This window comes from Parabacteroides vesiculifaciens, assembly GCF_049860805.1.
Lineage (GTDB): Bacteria > Bacteroidota > Bacteroidia > Bacteroidales > Tannerellaceae > Parabacteroides.
The window spans coordinates 1,844,816-1,863,091 of the sequence record NZ_CP187555.1; the positions used below are offsets into that span (position 1 = coordinate 1,844,816).

The 18,276-nt window shown below is 51.5% G+C and carries 12 protein-coding genes and 2 pseudogenes; 3 read left to right on the plus strand and 11 right to left on the minus strand.

The window, feature by feature from the left end; all coding sequences use genetic code 11:
* Positions 1-4: 4 nt before the first annotated feature.
* The 11 genes and pseudogenes from ACPYIV_RS07550 to ACPYIV_RS07600 all read right to left on the minus strand — a co-directional run bounded on the left by ACPYIV_RS07550 (position 5) and on the right by ACPYIV_RS07600 (position 14,552).
* On the minus strand, positions 5-775 hold the full coding sequence (locus tag ACPYIV_RS07550; RefSeq protein WP_425886255.1) for a LytR/AlgR family response regulator transcription factor: 771 nt from the start codon (positions 773-775) through the stop codon (positions 5-7).
* A gap of 7 nt (positions 776-782) precedes the next feature.
* Positions 783-1,850: a sensor histidine kinase gene (locus ACPYIV_RS07555; protein ID WP_425886256.1), complete on the minus strand. Its 1,068-nt coding sequence runs from the start codon at positions 1,848-1,850 to the stop codon at positions 783-785.
* The gene (locus ACPYIV_RS07560; RefSeq protein ID WP_425886257.1) at positions 1,847-2,752 is read right to left on the minus strand and encodes an efflux RND transporter periplasmic adaptor subunit; all 906 of its coding nucleotides are present in this window, start codon (positions 2,750-2,752) and stop codon (positions 1,847-1,849) included. The genes ACPYIV_RS07555 and ACPYIV_RS07560 overlap by 4 nt, the downstream gene beginning before the upstream one ends.
* A gap of 196 nt (positions 2,753-2,948) precedes the next feature.
* Positions 2,949-4,058 (minus strand): annotated as a pseudogene (locus ACPYIV_RS07565) (TolC family protein); the annotation flags it as partial.
* Between the two features lie 125 nt (positions 4,059-4,183).
* Positions 4,184-7,304 (minus strand): annotated as a pseudogene (locus ACPYIV_RS07570) (efflux RND transporter permease subunit); the annotation flags it as partial.
* A gap of 160 nt (positions 7,305-7,464) precedes the next feature.
* The gene (gene pgl / locus ACPYIV_RS07575; protein ID WP_293733637.1) at positions 7,465-8,169 is read right to left on the minus strand and encodes a 6-phosphogluconolactonase; all 705 of its coding nucleotides are present in this window, start codon (positions 8,167-8,169) and stop codon (positions 7,465-7,467) included.
* A gap of 16 nt (positions 8,170-8,185) precedes the next feature.
* Complete coding sequence (gene zwf, locus ACPYIV_RS07580; protein ID WP_293733638.1) at positions 8,186-9,655, minus strand: glucose-6-phosphate dehydrogenase; 1,470 nt, start codon at positions 9,653-9,655, stop codon at positions 8,186-8,188.
* A 133-nt stretch (positions 9,656-9,788) separates the two neighbouring features.
* Positions 9,789-11,303, minus strand: coding sequence for a decarboxylating NADP(+)-dependent phosphogluconate dehydrogenase (gene gnd, locus ACPYIV_RS07585; protein WP_293733639.1), 1,515 nt, complete (start codon positions 11,301-11,303; stop codon positions 9,789-9,791).
* Between the two features lie 12 nt (positions 11,304-11,315).
* Positions 11,316-12,692, minus strand: coding sequence for an FAD-dependent oxidoreductase (locus ACPYIV_RS07590; RefSeq protein WP_425886258.1), 1,377 nt, complete (start codon positions 12,690-12,692; stop codon positions 11,316-11,318).
* A 164-nt stretch (positions 12,693-12,856) separates the two neighbouring features.
* A complete protein-coding gene (locus ACPYIV_RS07595; protein ID WP_293733641.1) occupies positions 12,857-13,708 on the minus strand; it encodes an AraC family transcriptional regulator in 852 nt (283 codons plus the stop codon).
* Positions 13,709-13,745: 37 nt separating this feature from the next.
* Positions 13,746-14,552, minus strand: a complete 807-nt coding sequence (locus ACPYIV_RS07600; protein ID WP_293740592.1) for a helix-turn-helix domain-containing protein — start codon at positions 14,550-14,552, stop codon at positions 13,746-13,748.
* A gap of 214 nt (positions 14,553-14,766) precedes the next feature.
* Here ACPYIV_RS07600 and ACPYIV_RS07605 point away from each other — a divergent pair, with 214 nt between their 5' ends.
* From ACPYIV_RS07605 to ACPYIV_RS07615, 3 genes are all read left to right on the plus strand, one after another.
* Positions 14,767-15,675 carry a DUF2156 domain-containing protein gene (locus ACPYIV_RS07605; RefSeq protein WP_293733643.1) on the plus strand — a complete coding sequence of 303 codons (909 nt, stop codon included), beginning with the start codon at positions 14,767-14,769 and terminating at the stop codon, positions 15,673-15,675.
* Positions 15,676-15,684: 9 nt separating this feature from the next.
* Positions 15,685-16,629: a GNAT family N-acetyltransferase gene (locus ACPYIV_RS07610; RefSeq protein ID WP_425886259.1), complete on the plus strand. Its 945-nt coding sequence runs from the start codon at positions 15,685-15,687 to the stop codon at positions 16,627-16,629.
* Positions 16,630-16,743: 114 nt separating this feature from the next.
* Positions 16,744-18,087, plus strand: a complete 1,344-nt coding sequence (locus ACPYIV_RS07615) for an MATE family efflux transporter (RefSeq protein WP_293733645.1) — start codon at positions 16,744-16,746, stop codon at positions 18,085-18,087.
* Positions 18,088-18,276: the final 189 nt, after the last annotated feature.

An 18,276-nucleotide genomic window follows, 5' to 3' on the forward strand; every position in this document is an offset into this window, starting at 1 on the left:
ATCATTATCCTCCCGTAAACCATTCTTTGAACTCTCCCACCCTGGCTTTACTCACCAGGATTTTCTCGGCGACAGGGACTTTCAGGTTGATGGAGAGACGACCGTTAAACCAGAGGTCGATGTCAAGCACCGCCTTCCGGGAAATCAGGTATTGGCGGTTGACACGGAAGAAAAGAGCCGGGTTGAGGCTGTCGGTAAGTTCATCTAAGGTTTGCGGGAAGAGGCATTCCTTGCCGTCGGTCAGTACGGCCTTCACTACGCCGTCGTCGATATGGAAAAACAGGATCATATCGGTAGAGACAGGCATCAGCTTATCTCCTTTAGCCGGAATCAGAAAATGCGTCTTGTAGCTCTCCTCTTTTTTCAAGGCACGGATCAGCGAGCGGTAATCCGGTTCGTTGCCGGAGGAGGAAGGCTCCCCATGCAAGTGGTCCAGCTTGTCAAGCGCCTTGCGGATATCGTTTCCGTCGATCGGTTTAAGCAGGTAGTCGATGCTGTTCACTTTAAAGGCTTTCAAGGCATATTCGTCGTAAGCCGTGGTAAAGATGATCGGGCAGGAAATCTCCACATGACCGAATATTTCAAAAGCGGAACCGTCCGCAAGATGAATATCTAAAAAGACCAGATCCGGCATATCATGTGTTCCGAACCAGTCGATCGTCTCGGTGATGCTGTCCAAAACAGCCAATATCTCCATATCGGGAGCAACTTCCGAGAGCAAGGCCTGCAAATTGCGGACTGCCGCTTTTTCATCTTCTATTATTAGTGCTTTCATAGCGTTCTTATATCAAAGGTATTGTGACTATAAATGTGTCGTTCTCCTCGCGGACCACGATCTCCTGCTTGAAGAGAAGCTGATAGCGTTTTGCCAGGTTGGCCAGTCCGATACGGGTTCCGTTACTGGCTGTCAGCTTCGGTTGGAGAGGATTGCTGACCGTCAGGCAATGCCCCTCCGCCTGTATGCGGATGGTGAGCGGGCGACGGTTACTGATCTCGTTATGCTTGACCGCATTCTCGATCAGCAGTTGCACGGACATCGGCGGAAGCTGCAAAGACCCCGTTTCGGCATCCATCCGGATATCGAAGGAAAGATTATCTTCGTAACGCATCTTCAGCAGGAAAATGTAAGCCCTCACAAACTCCATCTCTTCACGGAGCGTCACGCTCTGGCTCTCGTTTTCCTGCAAGGTATAGCGGAGGACGCGCGAAAGTTCCTGCAAGTAATCCTGCGCCTTGTCGGGCGTCTCGCGGATCAGGGAACGGAGCGTGTTGAGCGAGTTGAACAGCATATGCGGGTTCAGTTGGCTCTTCAGGGCTTCATATTGGTTCACCAGGTTCTCGGTGCGAAGCTGCTGGTTCTCGACCTGCACAAGCTGGCTCCGCCGGAGCAGATAGCTCATGTAGCAACTTCCAACCACAATACAGGTGATAATAAAGTCGCGCAACGGATGCAGGTAATGATGGACCATCGCATCGATGGCCGGTATATCGAAATGATGGTGCAGGAAGACGAACCCCTGCCCCAACAAATTACTGACGATCCAGGTCAGGACGAAGGACAGGAGCAGTTTCCACCAGGTGATATGCTCCGTCGGCCGGTCGAACTTGAACAGCACCGTATTCATCACGAAGAGCAGCAACAGGGCGATAAAGGTGAACAATATCTCGTTCGCCACATCCGCCCAATGCATCCCCGGAAACAGGTTGTTCTGCCCCGAACGGTCGAACAGGGAGATCAGCTCGGGGAAATGCGTCAGGAAAGCGACCACAAGGGAAATCACCCCCAGCGCTATCACATACCGGTCTATTCTATTTATCCACTTCATATCCATCGGGGCAAAGATACTCATTTTTCAACATGGGCAGACACATACATACCGGGGCGGAAGCGAGCGTTCGATTCCTTCACGCGGGCATAGACTTCCAGCGAGCGGCTCGTCTCGTCGACTTCCTGGCCGACAGACAGCAGGGTTGCATGGAATGTCTGCTCGCCCATCCCGTTCACCCGGAACTGCACGCGCTTGCCGGGTTCGAGGTCCTGCAAATCCTTCTCGTAGGCGGTCAGGCAAAGCAACGTTTCCCCTTTGTCGATCACATCGCAGACGGGCTGGCCGGCTTCGATATATTTCCCTAAGTTCAGATTCATCGAAGCGACATAACCGTTTAGGGGCGACTTCACTTCCAGATACGGGCGAATGCCGTTCCGCAGCAACTCATCCGGATCAATGCCCAAAATAGTCAACTGAGCGGCGGCGGCTTCGAGGCGGCTCTTCATCGAGAGATAATCCGCCTTGCTCTGCTGGAAACGTTTTTGCGAGGCTGCCTCCTCGGCACTCAGGCGTTCCTGGCGTTCGTATTCCTTCAGCAGGTATTCAGCCTGGGCGTGGGCATCGAGATAGGTTTGCTGAAGGTCGATGAAGTCCGGGTTCTCGAGCGTCACCAAGACGGTGCCTTTCTTCACATACTCGCCGGGGAGCAGGGAAGTGCTGTGGATGGTCCCTCCCATTGTCAGCGTAACGGTGGCGTGGCGCTGGGGCGGTATCACTAAAGTGCCGTTAAAGGAGGAATGGTTAGGCATAGCCGTAGCAGAGGTGACGGCATCCACTTGAGTTGCCGAATCGGATGTTGCCTGGGGTTCCACGATCATCGCGGCAGTGTCAGAAACGGTTGCGGCTGCTGTTTCCTCCGGTTGTGTCGGGCGGTTGCAAGCGACCAGCAACAAAGCTGCAACCGGGATCAGTATTCTTTTCATTCGTTTTTACGTTTATACATTAATAATTCATTACCTTTTTTTATTTTCGGGACATTCGTACCGACTATCAAATTGTCATTCCATACCATCTAAATCGAATTAGTATAGCGGGTATTTGAAATTACCATAGCGGGTAATATTTTTTAACAAATCTATTTGTTTTAAATTGCCCGATTTTCCCGACGAAATGACAAAATCAATATGTGTACATTTCCAGTTCCAACGCAGCTACGTTATAAGCATAGACAGCCTCGATATATCCCCGCCGGATTTCCCGCGCGGCGGTTAGGCTTTGCACGAACTGGGTGATATCGGTTTCGCTCTCCTTAAACAACAGCAAGGCACTCGACAACAAAGCGTCCGCCTCCGGGAGGGCGCCGGTCGTATAGTAGCGGATGCTTTCGGACTGCTTGCGCAAGAGGGCTTGCAACTCGTCTACCTTATTATTCAGGCCGCGGATATTCGCTTCCGCCTCGGTGCGGGCGATATAGGAGTCGATCTTCGCCTGCTTCACCCGGCTTTGTTGCGGGAAAAAGAGGACGGGAAAGGAGACGCCTACCATCCACGAGTTCAGACCGTTCTGCGGGGCGATCTTCTGGCGCACATATCCTAAGGAGAGTTCCGGGAAGAAGCGGCTGCGTTCCACCCGGAGCATCGCCTGTTTCTCCTCCGCCTGGCTGCGGAAGTAGCCCAAATGGGACTCGGAAGGGACAGGCGTATCCGTCTCTGCCGGGAAAAGCGACAAGGCCGTATCGGCCGGAACCAGCGACCCGTCCGCATAACAAACCCACGCCAGGCGGCGGCCTGCCAGCGCGAGTTCCTCTTCCGCCTGCATCAGGCGGGTACGGAGATCAGCCGCCAACGTGTTCGTCATGTTTCGTTCCAGCAACGTGATGTCACCCTGCTCGTAGCGAAGCTGTCCGGCTTTCTGCAAGCGTGCAGCCAGCTCGTTCTGCTCCCGGTAGAGGCTACGGAGATTGGCGGCATAGAGGTAATAGGCCCAGGCACGCTTCACCTCGGCGGTAATCTCCTTTTTCACCATCTCGCGATAATACTCGCCGGTTGCGACCTGCCGGGACACAAGGGCATTCTTATAGAAGGGAGTCAGCAGGGAACCCAAAGATTGCGTCACCTCCAACTGGTTGTCGTGCCGGTACTCGCCGTTGATCTGTCCCCATGAATAGGAGAAAGAGGCAGGCGCCACTTCCCAAGCCTCGCCACGTGCCGCACGGGAACGGTCGACAGCGGCCGTCGCCGTCTTCAGGCGGGGATGATTACGGAGGGCGATTCCGATCGCTTCGTCCAACGTGATGACGCGGGCGGCAACCGTGTCACCGCCTTGCACCCGTTCACCGGCCTGCACCAAGGCAGGGCTCACCGACAGAGCGGCCACCAACAAGAGCAGTGCCCCGCCTTTCGGCTTCCTGCGCCGTTTCCACCAGACCGGGGCGGCATTGACTAAGCGGTAGAAGACCGGAATAACGATCAGCGTCAGGATCGTCGACACGATCAGCCCGCCGATCACCACCGTCGCCAACGGACGCTGCACCTCGGCTCCGGCAGATTTGGCGATCGCCATCGGGACAAACCCCAGCGAAGCGACCAAGCCGGTGAGGAAAACGGGGCGCAACAGATGCGGGCACCCTTTCGCAATAATCTTATCCGTCGTCATCTGATATCTCGTTTGTTTCCGTAAGTCGTTAAAATGATTGATCATCAGGATACCGTTCAGCACGGCAACCCCGAACAGGGCGATAAAGCCCACTCCCGCCGAAATGCTGAAAGGCAGCCCGCGCAGCCAGAGTGCCACGACCCCCCCGATGAGCGACAAAGGCACGGTGGAGAAGACCACCAGCGTATAGGTCACGCTCCTGAAGGCGAAGAACAGCAGCAGCAGGATCAGCGACAATGCCACGGGAATCACGATCAGCAACGTGTTGATCGCATTCCGGAGATTCTCGAACTGGCCGCCGTATTCGAAGTAATAGCCGGGCTTCAGCCGGATGTTCTTATCCAGCGTGTCCTGGATGTCCGCCACCACCTGCTGGATATCGGCATCGCGTACGTTCACGCCGATCACGACACGCCGTTTGGTGGCGTCGCGGTTGATCTGCAACGGGCCGTTCACAAGGGAGATGCTCGCCACCTCGCCGACCGGGATCTGTACGCCTTCCGCCGTGCGGACGAAGAGCTTGTCGAGATTGAGATCTTTCACCTTCCCGCTATCCAACCGCACGACTAAGTCGAAACGGCGTTCGTTCTCGAACACTACGCCTGCTGCTTCACCGGCGTAGGCGGTCCGGATGATCGTGTTCAGTTCCTCTATATTCATGCCGTAGCGGGCGATCCGGGCGCGGTCGTATTTCACAACCAACTGCGGGAGTCCCATCGCCTGCTCGACGATCACATCGGCGGCTCCCGGCACTTCCTCCACGAACCGGGCCGCTTCTTTAGCTTTTGCATACAATTCCGCCATATCCTCGCCATAGAGCTTGATGGCGATATCGGCTTTCGCACCCGTCATCAGTTCGTTGAAGCGCAACTGGATCGGCTGGCTGAAGTTGAACTCCGCGCCGGTAAGCGGTTCGAGCGCCTTCTTCATCTTCTCGACCATCTCCGGACGGCTTGTCGCGGAGGTCCATTCCTTGAAAGGCTTCATGATGATCATGACATCGGCGTCCTCCACCGCCATCGGATCGGTGGGGACTTCGGCCGTCCCGATCTTCGCCACCACATGCTTGATCTCTGGGAATTGTTCTTTCAGCACCTTCTGCGCCTGGCGGGACAGTTCGACGCTTTGCGTCAGCGAACTGCCGGCGGGCAACGTCATCTGCATCGCGAAGTCGCCCTCGTCGAGCGTCGGGATAAACTCGGCCCCGAGGCGGGTAAAGAGCAGCAAGGAACCGGCAAGCAGGGCAAAGGCGGAGACGACCGTCGCCGCGATATGGCGCAGGCAGAAATGGAGGCTGCGCCGGTAGACTTTATTCAGTGCCGCGAAGAAGCGGTCGGCAAAAGTGGGCTTCACGGAGATCGTACGTTTCAGGAAAAGGGAGGCCATCATCGGCACATACGTAAGCGAAAGGACGAGCGCCCCGATGATGCAAAAGACCAGCGTCTTCGCCATCGGCGTGAAGTATTTGCCCTCGATCCCCGACAGCGTCAGAATCGGGAAGAAGACGATCAGGATAATCAGGACGGCAAAAGTCGCGCTGCGCACGACACCGCCTGCACCGGCTTCGACCTCGGCCGCCATCTCCTCACGCGACAGCGTGCGGCCTGCCAGCCGCCGGGTGTAGAGATGGGCCAGGATTCCCTCGACAATCACGATCGAGCCGTCGACCACGATACCGAAGTCAATCGCCCCCAAACTCATCAAGTTGGCCGACACCCCGAACAGGCGCATCATGATGAAGGCGAACAGCATCGCCAACGGGATCACGGAAGCCACGATCAGCCCCGCCCGCACATTCCCTAAGAACAACATCAGGACGATAAAGACGATCAAGGCTCCTTCGATCAGGTTTCGCACGACCGTCGAGATGTTCCGGTTCACCAGCTCGGAGCGGTTCAGGTAAGGCTCTACGCTGACGCCTTCCGGCAACATCTTCTGCACTTTCTCCACGCGGGCTTCCAGCTCTTTGGTCACCACATTGGCATTCGCGCCTTTCAGCATCATGGCGATGCCGCCGACACATTCGCCGGTGCCGTCCATCGTCATCGCCCCGAAACGTTTGGGCGCTCCGAAGCGTACGGTTCCGATGTCGCTGATATGGATCGGGATGCCTCCGCGGTTGGTGATGACGATGCGTTCGATGTCTTTTGTCCGGCCGATCATTCCCTCCGACCGGATGTAATAGGCGCGGTTTGCTTTCTCGATATAGCTGCCTCCGGTATTCTGGTTGTTACGGTTCAACGCCTCGAACACTTCGCCGATCGTTATGTTCAGCGAGTACAAGGCGTCCGGATCTACCGCCACCTCATACTGTTTCAGATATCCCCCGAAGCTGTTGATCTCGACGATGCCGGGGATGCCCGACAGTTGCCGCTTGACGATCCAGTCCTGGATCGTGCGCAGCTCCATCGCGTCGTACTCCTTCTCATATCCGGGAGCTACCTTCAGCACATATTGATAGATTTCCCCCAGCCCGGTCGTGATCGGCATCAGTTCCGGCGTTCCCAATTCGGCAGGGATCTCGCCGGAGACGGCCTGTATCTGCTCGTTGATAAGCTGGCGGGCATCCAGCGTCGGGACACTCTCCTTGAAGACGACCGTCACAAGTGAGAGGCCGAACCGCGACACGGACCGGATCTCTTCCACATTCATGATGTTGCTCATCGCAATCTCGACTGGTAGCGTGATGAGTTGCTCCACCTCCTGAGGAGCCAGGGTCGGCGAGACTGTCACGATCTGCACCTGGTTGTTGGTGATATCCGGGACAGCATCGATCGGGAGGGTCAACATCGCATAGATTCCCCCGATCAGCAGGAACAATGCCGTCAGCCCCACAAACAGCTTCTTCCGGACGGAAAAACGGACAATAGCTTTAAACATATATTCTTCGATTAATTGTTAGTTCGCGTTATTTGTCAATAAATAAACAAAGGCAAAGATATTCTCCATATCTCTGCCTTGAAATAAAAATCGTTTAAAGCTGCTCGAATCGGATCTGAACTGTCTGATTCGCCTTACGAACTTCCGGCTGCCCGGATTTCTATCCGTTCGTCGTATAGACAAACGCCTCTACCGCATGGGAAAGGATATAGGCGGCAGGTGTAGGATTGGTTGCGGAATAGCCTTTTTTCAGTTCTTCAAGCATCTCTTTCTTTCCCGGCCCGAGGACCGGGATCAGTAACGGCGAGTCATTCAGAATCAGCGGACCGGTCATCGTGATGCGGTACTGTCGGGATTCGGGATGTTGGGAAACGGCATAATTACGGCTGTCCGTCAATAACGGCAAGGTATCCGGAAAGATGGACGCAGTATGCGCATCGCCACCGATCCCCAGGATGATGCAATCGAAATAGGGCAATTGCCCGTGCCGGGGCAGATACTCCTTCACGATACGTGAATAGCGCATCGCTTCCGTACCAGGCTCCACTTCGCCGTGAATGCGATGAACATGGTCGGCGGGTATATGCAGAGGCTTGAACAAAAGCTCGTTTGCATGTCCATAATTGCTGTCCGGGTCGGTCGGCGGGACACACCGTTCATCCACCCAAAAGAAACGGATCACATCCCAGTCGATCTTATCTTTATATTCATCCACCCAAAGAGCGAACATCTTCTGTGCCGTCCCTCCTCCCGACAAAGCGAGGTTGAAAGGCAGGCCGTCATCTTTCCGGTCCATATACCGGACAAGCTCCCCGGTCATTGCCCGAAGAGCCTCTTCATCGTCTTTAAAATTCTCTATTATCATAATCATCTATTTTATATCATTGACAACTTTGGCAAGGGCAATCCTTCGGTATCATCCCCAACTTGGCCTTTTCGATCGGGCCGTCTTCACCGGGAGCGTAGAAGAACAGGTTCTTCGCCCCCTCTTCCTTCCAGTGATGAAGGATCGGGTCGATCAGTCGCCAGCTTGCCTCCAAAGCATCGCTACGGGCATACAAAGTCGAATCGCCCAGCATGGCATCGAGCAACAGACGCTCATAGGCATCGGGCAGATAGTTCTTCGAAAGCGAATCATAGCGGAAATCCATACCCACCTGCTTCACTGTGAAACCGGCTCCCGGCATCTTCAAGCCGAACTTCAACGTGATGCTCTCGTTCGGCTGGATACGGATAATCAGTTTGTTACAGGAACCTCCCGAACATTGTCCGGCGAACAGCTGATGAGGAGTGGACTTGAAGTTCACCACGATCTCCGAACTCTTCTCCGGCAATTTCTTTCCGGTAAAGATATAGAACGGGACATCGCTCCAACGCCAGTTATCGATAAACATTTTCATAGCGACGTACGTCTCCGTAGTGGAGTCAGGCGCCACATTCTTCTCTTCCCGATAGCCGTCGTACTGGCCACGCACTATCAGGTTGTCCATATCGTGCGTCTTATACGGACGCAAAGCGCGGAACACCTTCACGATCTCGTCGCGGATCGGCTCCGGGTCGAACACCGAAGGCGACTCCATTGCCGTAAATGCCATCAGTTGCATCAAATGGTTCTGGATCATGTCGCGCAAGGCTCCCGCCCCGTCATAATACTTCCCGCGATTCTCCACGCCAAGCGTTTCCGAGGCGCTGATCTCGATCGAATCGATATAGTTACGGTTCCACAACGGTTCGAAGATACCGTTGGAGAAACGGAGCACTAAGATGTTCTGAACCGTCTCTTTCCCCAGATAATGGTCGATACGGTAAATTTCCTTCTCATCGAAGATATGGATGAGATGCTTGTTCAGCCGCTCGGCCGATTCGAGGCTCGTTCCGAAAGGTTTCTCCACGATCACCCGACGCCAGCCATCCTCGCTTCCGGCAACATTCATCCCGTTTTCTTTCAGGCAGGTCGGAACCAGCTCATACATCACCGGGGGTGTGGCAAGATAATAAATAATCTTGTCCGGCAACTGCTGCTCTTGCTGTAACTGATGAATACGATCTTTCAGTTTATAGTACTCGGCGGAATTGGTCGAATCGAACGCAAGGTAAAAGACACGGCGGAGGAAATTGTCCAGTTCCGTTTCGTCCACCTCTTTGTTCTTCAGGGATTCCCGGATATGCACCTTTTCGAAGGCGCGGTATTCGTCGTCGGAATATTCCGTACGGGATGCTCCCAAGATACAGAAGCGCTCCGGCAATAACCCACGAACGTGCAGTTCGTAGAGCGAAGGCAGGAGTTTCCGCCCCGTCAGGTCGCCGGAAGCTCCGAATATAACTAATAATTGATTGCTTGCTGTTTTCATTTGCTTTTAAATTAATTGAATATCGGGACCCGTAGAGGCGGGGCTCTACTCCGCCCAATGAAAATAACGTCACCTTATCGGATACCAATGGGCAGAGCAGAGCCCCGCCCCTACGATATACGATGTTGGTAATTCAGACGCTATACGTTCCCGAAACCGTGTTACCTCCTTCCCCGGTCCAATTGGTGTGGAAGAAATGACCGCGTTCGCGATCGGTACGTTCGTAGGTATGGGCTCCGAAATAGTCGCGTTGCGCCTGAATCATATTCGCAGCCGAATGCAGCGTGCGCAGCCCGTCGAAATAGCTTAAAGCCGAACTCATGGCAGGCAAAGCTACACCGCTCAGCGCACCTTCGGCGACAATCCGGCGCCAGGCGGGAAGGCAAGCCTGTATCTTACTATGGAAAAAGTCATCGAAGAGCAAGTTTTCGAGGCCCGGGTTCTTCCTATACGCATCCGTAATCTTTTGCAGGAAGACGGAACGAATGATACATCCCTTGCGCCAGATGCGGGCAATCGTCCCGTAGTCCAAATCCCAACCATAATGTTCGGAAGCACGGCGAAGCAAAGAGAATCCCTGTGCATAGGAAACCAACTTGGCTGCATATAGCGCCTGACGAACGTCTTCAATTGAAAGTTGAAAGTTGAAAGTTGAAAGTTGAGTGTTAGAAGTTGAAAGTTGAGCGTTGTCTGATAACTTTCCACTTTCAACTTTCAACTTTCCACTATAAAGGCTTGCCGCCTTTACCCGTTCAGGATACAAAGCCGAGAGCAGGCGGGCATAAACCGCTTCCGTAATCAGCGTCAGCGGATCGTTTTCGTCCATCGCCGCAATCGCGCTCCATTTGCCGGTTCCCTTCTGTCCGGCGACATCTAAGATTTTATCGAGCAACGGCTTTCCATCTTCGTCGCGGAAACGCAGGATATTAGCGGTAATCTCGATCAGGAAACTATCTAACTCCCCTCCGTTCCATTCATCAAAAACGACGGCCATCGCATCGTTGTCCAATCCTTTCCGGTTTTTCAACAGCGAATAGGCTTCGGAAATAAGCTGCATATCGCCATATTCGATGCCGTTGTGCACCATCTTCACAAAATGGCCGGCGCCACCCGCTCCGATCCATTCGCAGCAAGGCGAACCGTCGTCCAACTTGGCGGAAATCCCCTGCAAAATGTCTTTCACCAGCGGCCAGGCTTCCACCGAACCTCCGGGCATCACGGACGGGCCGTGCAAGGCTCCTTCTTCTCCACCCGAAATACCGGTCCCGACGAAATAGATTCCTTTTCCTTCCAACTCCTTCACACGGCGTTCCGTGTCGTGGAAATCAGAATTGCCTCCGTCGATAATCACATCGCCCGGCGAAAGGAAAGGGAGCAGTTGCGAGATCAGCTCGTCTACGGGACGCCCTGCCTTGACCATCATCATGATGATGTGGGGACTTTTTACCGAATCGACCAATTGTTCGATAGAATGCGTCCCGATAAAATGTTTGCCTTTGCCCCGGCCATTGACAAAACGGTCTACAACACCCTCTTCGCCCGGTGCGCTCCGGTTATATACGGCAACCGTGAAACCTTTGCTTTCCATATTGAGTGCCAGGTTCTCGCCCATCACGGCGAGCCCGATCAATCCTATATCTGCTTTCATATTTTATTTGTCTTATTTTATGTTGAATAAATCATTCAGAGACTCACTCATAGAAGGGTGAGTGAAAATATTGTCACGAAGGAGGACATAATCATTGTCAGTACGCATCGCCAAAGACACGAGGTTGATGATTTCGCTCGACTCGGCGCAAAACAGCGTAGCTCCCAATATCTGGTTCGTATCGGCATCCACAACCGTCTTCAGCAATCCTTCCGTCTGTCCGATCGTGCGAGTTCTCGGCATCGAAGCGGCCATGACTTTGGAGACTTTTATGTTACGTCCTGTCCGCCGCGCCTGCTCTTCGTTCAAGCCGACATGCGACAGGGGCGGATCGATGAACACGGAATAGGCGACCGCCTCCCGGTCACCGGTGTTGCGTTTGCCGTCTCCAAAAAGTTCATCACGTATGATGCGGTAATCATCCAGCGAAAGATACGTGAACTGCAAACCGCCGCGCACGTCTCCGATCGCCCATATATTATCGGCGGTCGTATGCAGGCGGTCGTCCACCTCGATCGCCCCGCGCTCCGTCAGCTTCACACCGGCAGCCTGCAAGTTCAGCCCTTCGGTATTCGGACGGCGTCCGGTAGCCAGCAGGATCGCATCGGCATCGACCCGCACCGTATCGCCTGTCAGTGCTTCGCGGTAGACAACGGTAGCTTTGGCGGCATCGTGCTCGATCTCCTGTACGACAGCGTTCAGGCGGATCGAAATGCCTTTCTTTTCCAAAACCGTCTTCACGGCATCAGCGATATCGCGGTCTTCACGGGGAATAAACTTGTCGCCTCCCTCCAAAACCGTCACGTCCGATCCGAAATTGGCAAAAATAGATGCGAACTCAAGTCCGATATAGCCGCCTCCCACGATCGCCAGGCGACGGGGCAGCCGATCCAGTTCCAGGATCGAAGTGCTGGTGTAAACGAAAGGATTGCCTTCGATCCCTTTTATGTTGGGGACGATGGTGGAAGCGCCGGTATTGATAAAGATTTTGCCGCCTTGCAGCACGATCGTCTCACGATCGGTTTTCACCTCCACTTCCGTCGGGGAGAGGAACGAGGCGACACCTGTATAGACAGTTACCGTCTCTTTGCTGTCGAGATTTTCAAAATTCTTCTGACGCAAAGCAGCCGTGATCTTTCTTTTTTCCTCGATTGCCTTGTGAAACGCATCGGCATATTGCTCGAATGTCGTGAAGTGGGAATATTGCGCTACTTTGGAAAGGTGTACCAACATCTTGGTCGGAATGCATCCGATATTTATACATGTCCCGCCGTACATTTCTTTCGAACGTTCCACTACGGCAACGTTCCATCCGCGACTGCCTAAATCAGCGGCCAGCGTCTTTCCGCCTTTACCGAAGCCAATGATGATTGCATCATACTTTTTCATCTTTTGTTTTCCTCCTTTTGATTTTCTACTTAAGGAACATTTCTTTTAACCTAATTGTTCCCAATAAGCATCTATTAATTGTTCTGTTTTTCCAATAGCACAAAAATACAGAGCCTTTAGATTTCAGAGGATAATGATTTTGCCCTTAAATTTGGCAATATTCCCTATTTCGCCACTGCCTCTTTCTTATTCTGGCGACGATATTCGGTCGCGCTCAGCCCGGTTGCGTTCTTGAAGAAGCGGCTGAATGTCGCCTGATCTTCGAAACCCAGCATCAGGGCGATTTCTTTCGAGCTTTTGGCGGTATAGAGCAGCAGGCGTTGGGCTTCGGCCTGGATACGGTTGTGGATGATACGGATGGCGGAAGGCTGCTGATAGGCCGAAAGGATATTCGCCAGTGTCTTCGGAGATTTGTTCAACATATCCGCATATTCCTGAACCTGTTTCTTCTCCTTAAAATAAGTATCGACCAGGACATGGAACTTGCGGATCGTCTCGAACTGGAAACTGTTCTCCCGAACGACTCCCTGCCGGTCTTCTGCTATTCGCGTACATAATATGATAAAACGCTTCAACAATACTCGCAACATCTCGTCCTGCAGGTGGTCGGTACTCTGAAATTCTTCCTTCATGATCCCCGTCAGCGTGTCGATCTTCCGCCGTTCATCTTCCGAAAGGACGAAAGTCAGCACGTGCGACGAACCATGGAACAGCAGTCCGTTACACGACACTTCATGATCGTTTCCATATATGCAATAGAAATTAGCGTTGAACATCAGAGCATAGTACCTGCCATCGATGCGCATAAATTCCAGATGATGTAAATGGGATAGCGGAACCAGTTGCCCTTCCTTCAAAACAATCTGCTGGTGGTCGATATCCAACTCAATTTCGCCGGAACTCACCCAGATAAATTTATACAGCGTCTTGTCTTTCAGAAGATCCAGGTCTTCATGGAGCGAATCAGTCAAGACGACCCGCCCCTTTATCTTTGCATTCTCAAATGTCCACCTCATGGTATTTTAATTTTCAATTTTCAATTCTCAATTCCCATCACCTCCAGTTTCCCGGTAATTCCCCGGTATGTCTCCTGAACCAACGTGCAAAGGTATCATAATTTGAGAAATTCAGCATCACGGCAATGCGGGAAGGTCTCAGGCGAGTCTTAATCAACAAGTCTTTTGCCTCCAGTAATACATACTGGCTTATCCATTCCGCCGCCGAAATACCGGAATACGATTTACATTTATTATTCAACTCCATCGAAGTCATCCCCAACTTCTCCGCGAAATAATAGACCGGATAATGATGGTAGCGGCTAATCAGCAAAGCGAAATCGTGGAAAAAAGGCGGGACTTCGTCATCCCGATCGTCTGCCAGATGTCCTCCCTGCTGTAGGAAGAAAATGAGGGCACGCAACAGCGATTCCACCACTTTGACGCGTACATCACTCATTCGTTCGATCTGCGACTGGATCAACCGGATATAAAGGCCGGCCTCTTCCATCTCGTCCGGCGTAATAGTCCTGGACATCAGACGCTGCCGGTTGATCAGCAGATCGCTGCCGGCATAGATCACAACCCCTTCAAACCCCGTCTCTGAAAAACGGGATATATCGCTCACATCGTCTGTTGCCGCCAGAAACACTTGGCCGGCAGTTATGGATATCTCCTTTTCAAACGCTCTGCATTCGAACTTCCCTGCCCGGCAAATCACGGCAAGAGTACCCGGTTCCAATGGCAGCAATTCATGATCCTGCCCGATTTCGACGTGAATGATCTTCAAAGAACTTTCCAATGTCAAATTCGCGGTTGACACAGCATGATAGAGGTCAATCGGTAATATTTTATTTGTATTCATTTCCTTCTCACTTTAAAATAAAAATCATTTCACTTCGAACATTTAAAGATAGATGTTAGTTTAATATGCACAATCATTTTTATGTTTAGTTAAATTGCTATTAATAACATTTATAGGGTTTATCACGCGATATACAGAATCGATTGATATTATTCCGCATAAAACATTCATGCATTCTTATTAGTTCTATATTTGCACATCAAAAAAGAAAAAGATGAAGATACCGTTCAAACCAATCAGAATCGAAGATAGAGATATTATAACATCCTTTACGATACCGAGCAATTACAAGAATTGCGACTATTCATTTGCTAACATTTGTAGCTGGAGATTCCTATACGACAGTGAGTTTGCCGTTGTCGACGGTAGTCTGCTGATCCGTTTCTGGATCGAAGAAAAATCGAGAGTTGCCTATATGACGCCAACGGGACAAGGGAACCTGAAACAGATGATCGAATTGCTGGAAGCCGATTCCCTCGAGCAAGGGCATCCTCTCTGCATGCTCGGTGTTACGCCTGATGCAAGGGAAGAACTGGAAAAAGCGATCCCCGGAGGATTCTTCTACATTCCCGAACGGGATTATTTCGATTATATCTACCTGCGTGAAGACCTGGCAACCCTGAAAGGGAAGAAATACCAGGCAAAACGTAATCATATCAACAACTTCAATAAAAAATATACGTACGAATACATCCCTATCACCCCGGAACTCGTACCCGAATGCCTGCAACTCGAATGCAAATGGTACAAAGCTAACCGGGAGGATAACGACGAAGAAGATCTGAACGACGAACGCCGCTCCATAATCTATGCCCTGAACCATTACGACGAACTGGGACTGATAGGCGGTGCCATCTGCGTAGACCATCAGATTGTGGCTTTCACCTTCGGCGCTCCGATCAATCACGATACTTTCGGGGTACATGTCGAAAAGGCCGATGTGAACTATGAAGGGGCTTATGCTGTTATCAACAAAGAATTCGCCTCCCATCTGCCGGAGAAGTATATATATGTGAACCGGGAGGAAGACTTGGGCATTCCGGGTCTGCGGCAGGCTAAACTTTCGTATAACCCGTTCATCCTATTGGAAAAATCCGCAGCAATAAAGAAACCTGCTAAATAATATTGAACGATGGATAACAACAAGCCTCAATTGATCGACCTGTGGCGTACTTCTTTCGACGACAGCGAAGAGTTTATCAAACTGTTTTTCGACCGGGTTTACAAAAAGGAAAACGCCCTGTTTATAAAGAAAGACGGAAAGATCGTTTCCGCCCTTCAAATGCTTCCGTATGTCATGACCTACTACGGGAAGGAGATATCCGTAAACTATATATATGGCGCCTGTACCTTGCCTTCCGAACGTGGCCAGGGGCTTATGCGCCAACTGATACAAGACGCTTTCAAAGTGATGGAAAGCCGGAAAGTGGCCTTGACGGTCATCATCCCGGCCGATCCGTGGCTGTTCGATTATTATCGCGATTTAGGATATACGGAGGCTTTCGACTATTCGGAAGAGACCTATATCCGTCCTTATGAGATTGCCTGGGAACAGGGGGTTTTGGTCGTCCCGCCGGAAGTGCCCTCTGTGGATTCGCTCTATAAATTCTTCAATAAGAAACAGCGGGAACGCACCTGCTATGTGTTGCATAGTTATGACGATTTCGTCACCATCCTGCGCGATTTACAGATGTCCGGCGGACAGATGCTGACCGCTCTGAATATTCAGGACGAACCGATCGGCATGATCTTTTTCTATCCAGCCGGCGATCATATCTATGTCAAAGAGTTGATGTACGACAACGATCATATCAAAAACCTGCTCCTGCAGGAAGCGATAACGCAAAGCAAGGTGGAAAAGGCCATCTACCGCACTCCTTTCACCGGCCCGGGCACTTTCCCCTTAGGCATGGCACGTGTCCTGGACCGCGACCGCCTTATCCATCACTGGGCCTCCACCCACGAAAACTCTGTTCTCAACATCGGAGAACTCAAAGAAATGGACACCCAGTCACTCACCCGCCTGCTGCTCGACTACCAGAGCCGGGAAGCTTATATGAGTTTGATGCTTGATTAGTTATTAATATTTATTACATAGGGATACCACAGGAGAGTTGAAGGAATGGTTATCTGATTAAATTCGTACTTTTGCAAACTCATACAAAAATTATACGGATAAAAAGAGTTGACAATGTTACGGAAAGGAGACCTTACACAAGGAGGTATAACCACTACCCTGCTACAATTCACTTTACCGATGTTGGCAGGATCGCTTTTGCAACAATGCTATAACATAGCCGATACGCTGATTGTAGGGCAATGTATCGGTGCAAATGCCTTGGCCGCAGTTGGTTCCGCCTATACCTTGATGGTTTTCCTTATCTCCATTCTGCTAGGGTTGTCGATGGGTAGCGGCACTGTATTCTCACTGCAATACGGAGCCGGCAACTTACCTGCCTTGCGACGCAGCATTTATGTTTCTTTCCTTTTGATCGGCATGGTGACCGTCTTGTTGAATGTGGCAGTGTTCCTCTGGCTCGATCCGATTTTACGCTGGTTGCAAGTCCCCTGTGATGTTTATCCGTTGATGCGTAACTATCTATGGGTCATTTTTTGGGGAATAGCCTTTACTTTCCTGTATAATTTTTATTCGGCGCTGCTTCGGGCCGTAGGCGACTCCGTAACACCTCTATGGTTCCTGGCCGTATCGGTTGTTTTGAATATCGGGCTTGATTTATTTCTTATCCTCATCCTGGACCGAGGCATCGAAGGAGCGGCGGTCGCAACGGTCATCGCACAGGGAACGGCGGCATCCGGAATCTTGTTGTACACTTATAAAGCCCGTCCCGAACTGCGGTTACACCGGGAAGATATGCGCTTCGACCGTTCCAGCCTGAGAGAAATCACTTCCTTCTCCACACTGACTTGCGTCCAACAATCCGTGATGAACTTCGGCATATTGATGGTGCAAGGATTGGTCAATAGTTTTGGTACGGCTGTCATGGCGGCATTCGCCGCGGCTGTCAAGATCGACTCCTTCGCCTATATGCCCGTTCAGGAATTCGGGAATGCTTTTTCCACTTTTGTCGCCCAGAATTTCGGGGCACGGAAAGGGGACCGCATCCGCCGGGGAGTACGTAGCGCATTTCTTATAACGATCGTCTTTTCCCTTGTCGTCTCGCTGTTGGTTTTCTTTTTTGCCAAGCCGTTGATGCTTATTTTCGTCCGTCCGGATGAGACTGAGATACTTCGCATCGGAACAGAATACCTGCGCATCGAAGGGACTTTTTATTTAGGCATCGGAATCTTGTTTCTCCTTTATGGCTATTACAGGGCCATCCGTATGCCGGGAATGTCCGTCGTGCTTACCATTCTGTCTTTAGGTACACGTGTCGTCCTTTCCTATTGGCTGGCATCCATTCCTTCCATAGGGGTTACCGGTATTTGGTGGTCTATTCCTATCGGTTGGTTTCTGGCTGATTTGGCAGGCATCGCTTATTACCGTTATCGCAAATATGCAGTCTCACGAACTTGACAAGGTAGCGCGAGCCGAAAAAATGGTTCTAAACTAAAAATCCGCTTTACCTTCACAGGCGAAGCGGATTTTAAATCGATAAGCTTTTTCTAATCAAATATCTAATCAGAAAACAATATCTCGGGAAGGATAATATCTAATTCTAACAATTAAGTCGCAAAGAATATGCCAGGAACGGGCAAGAAGATA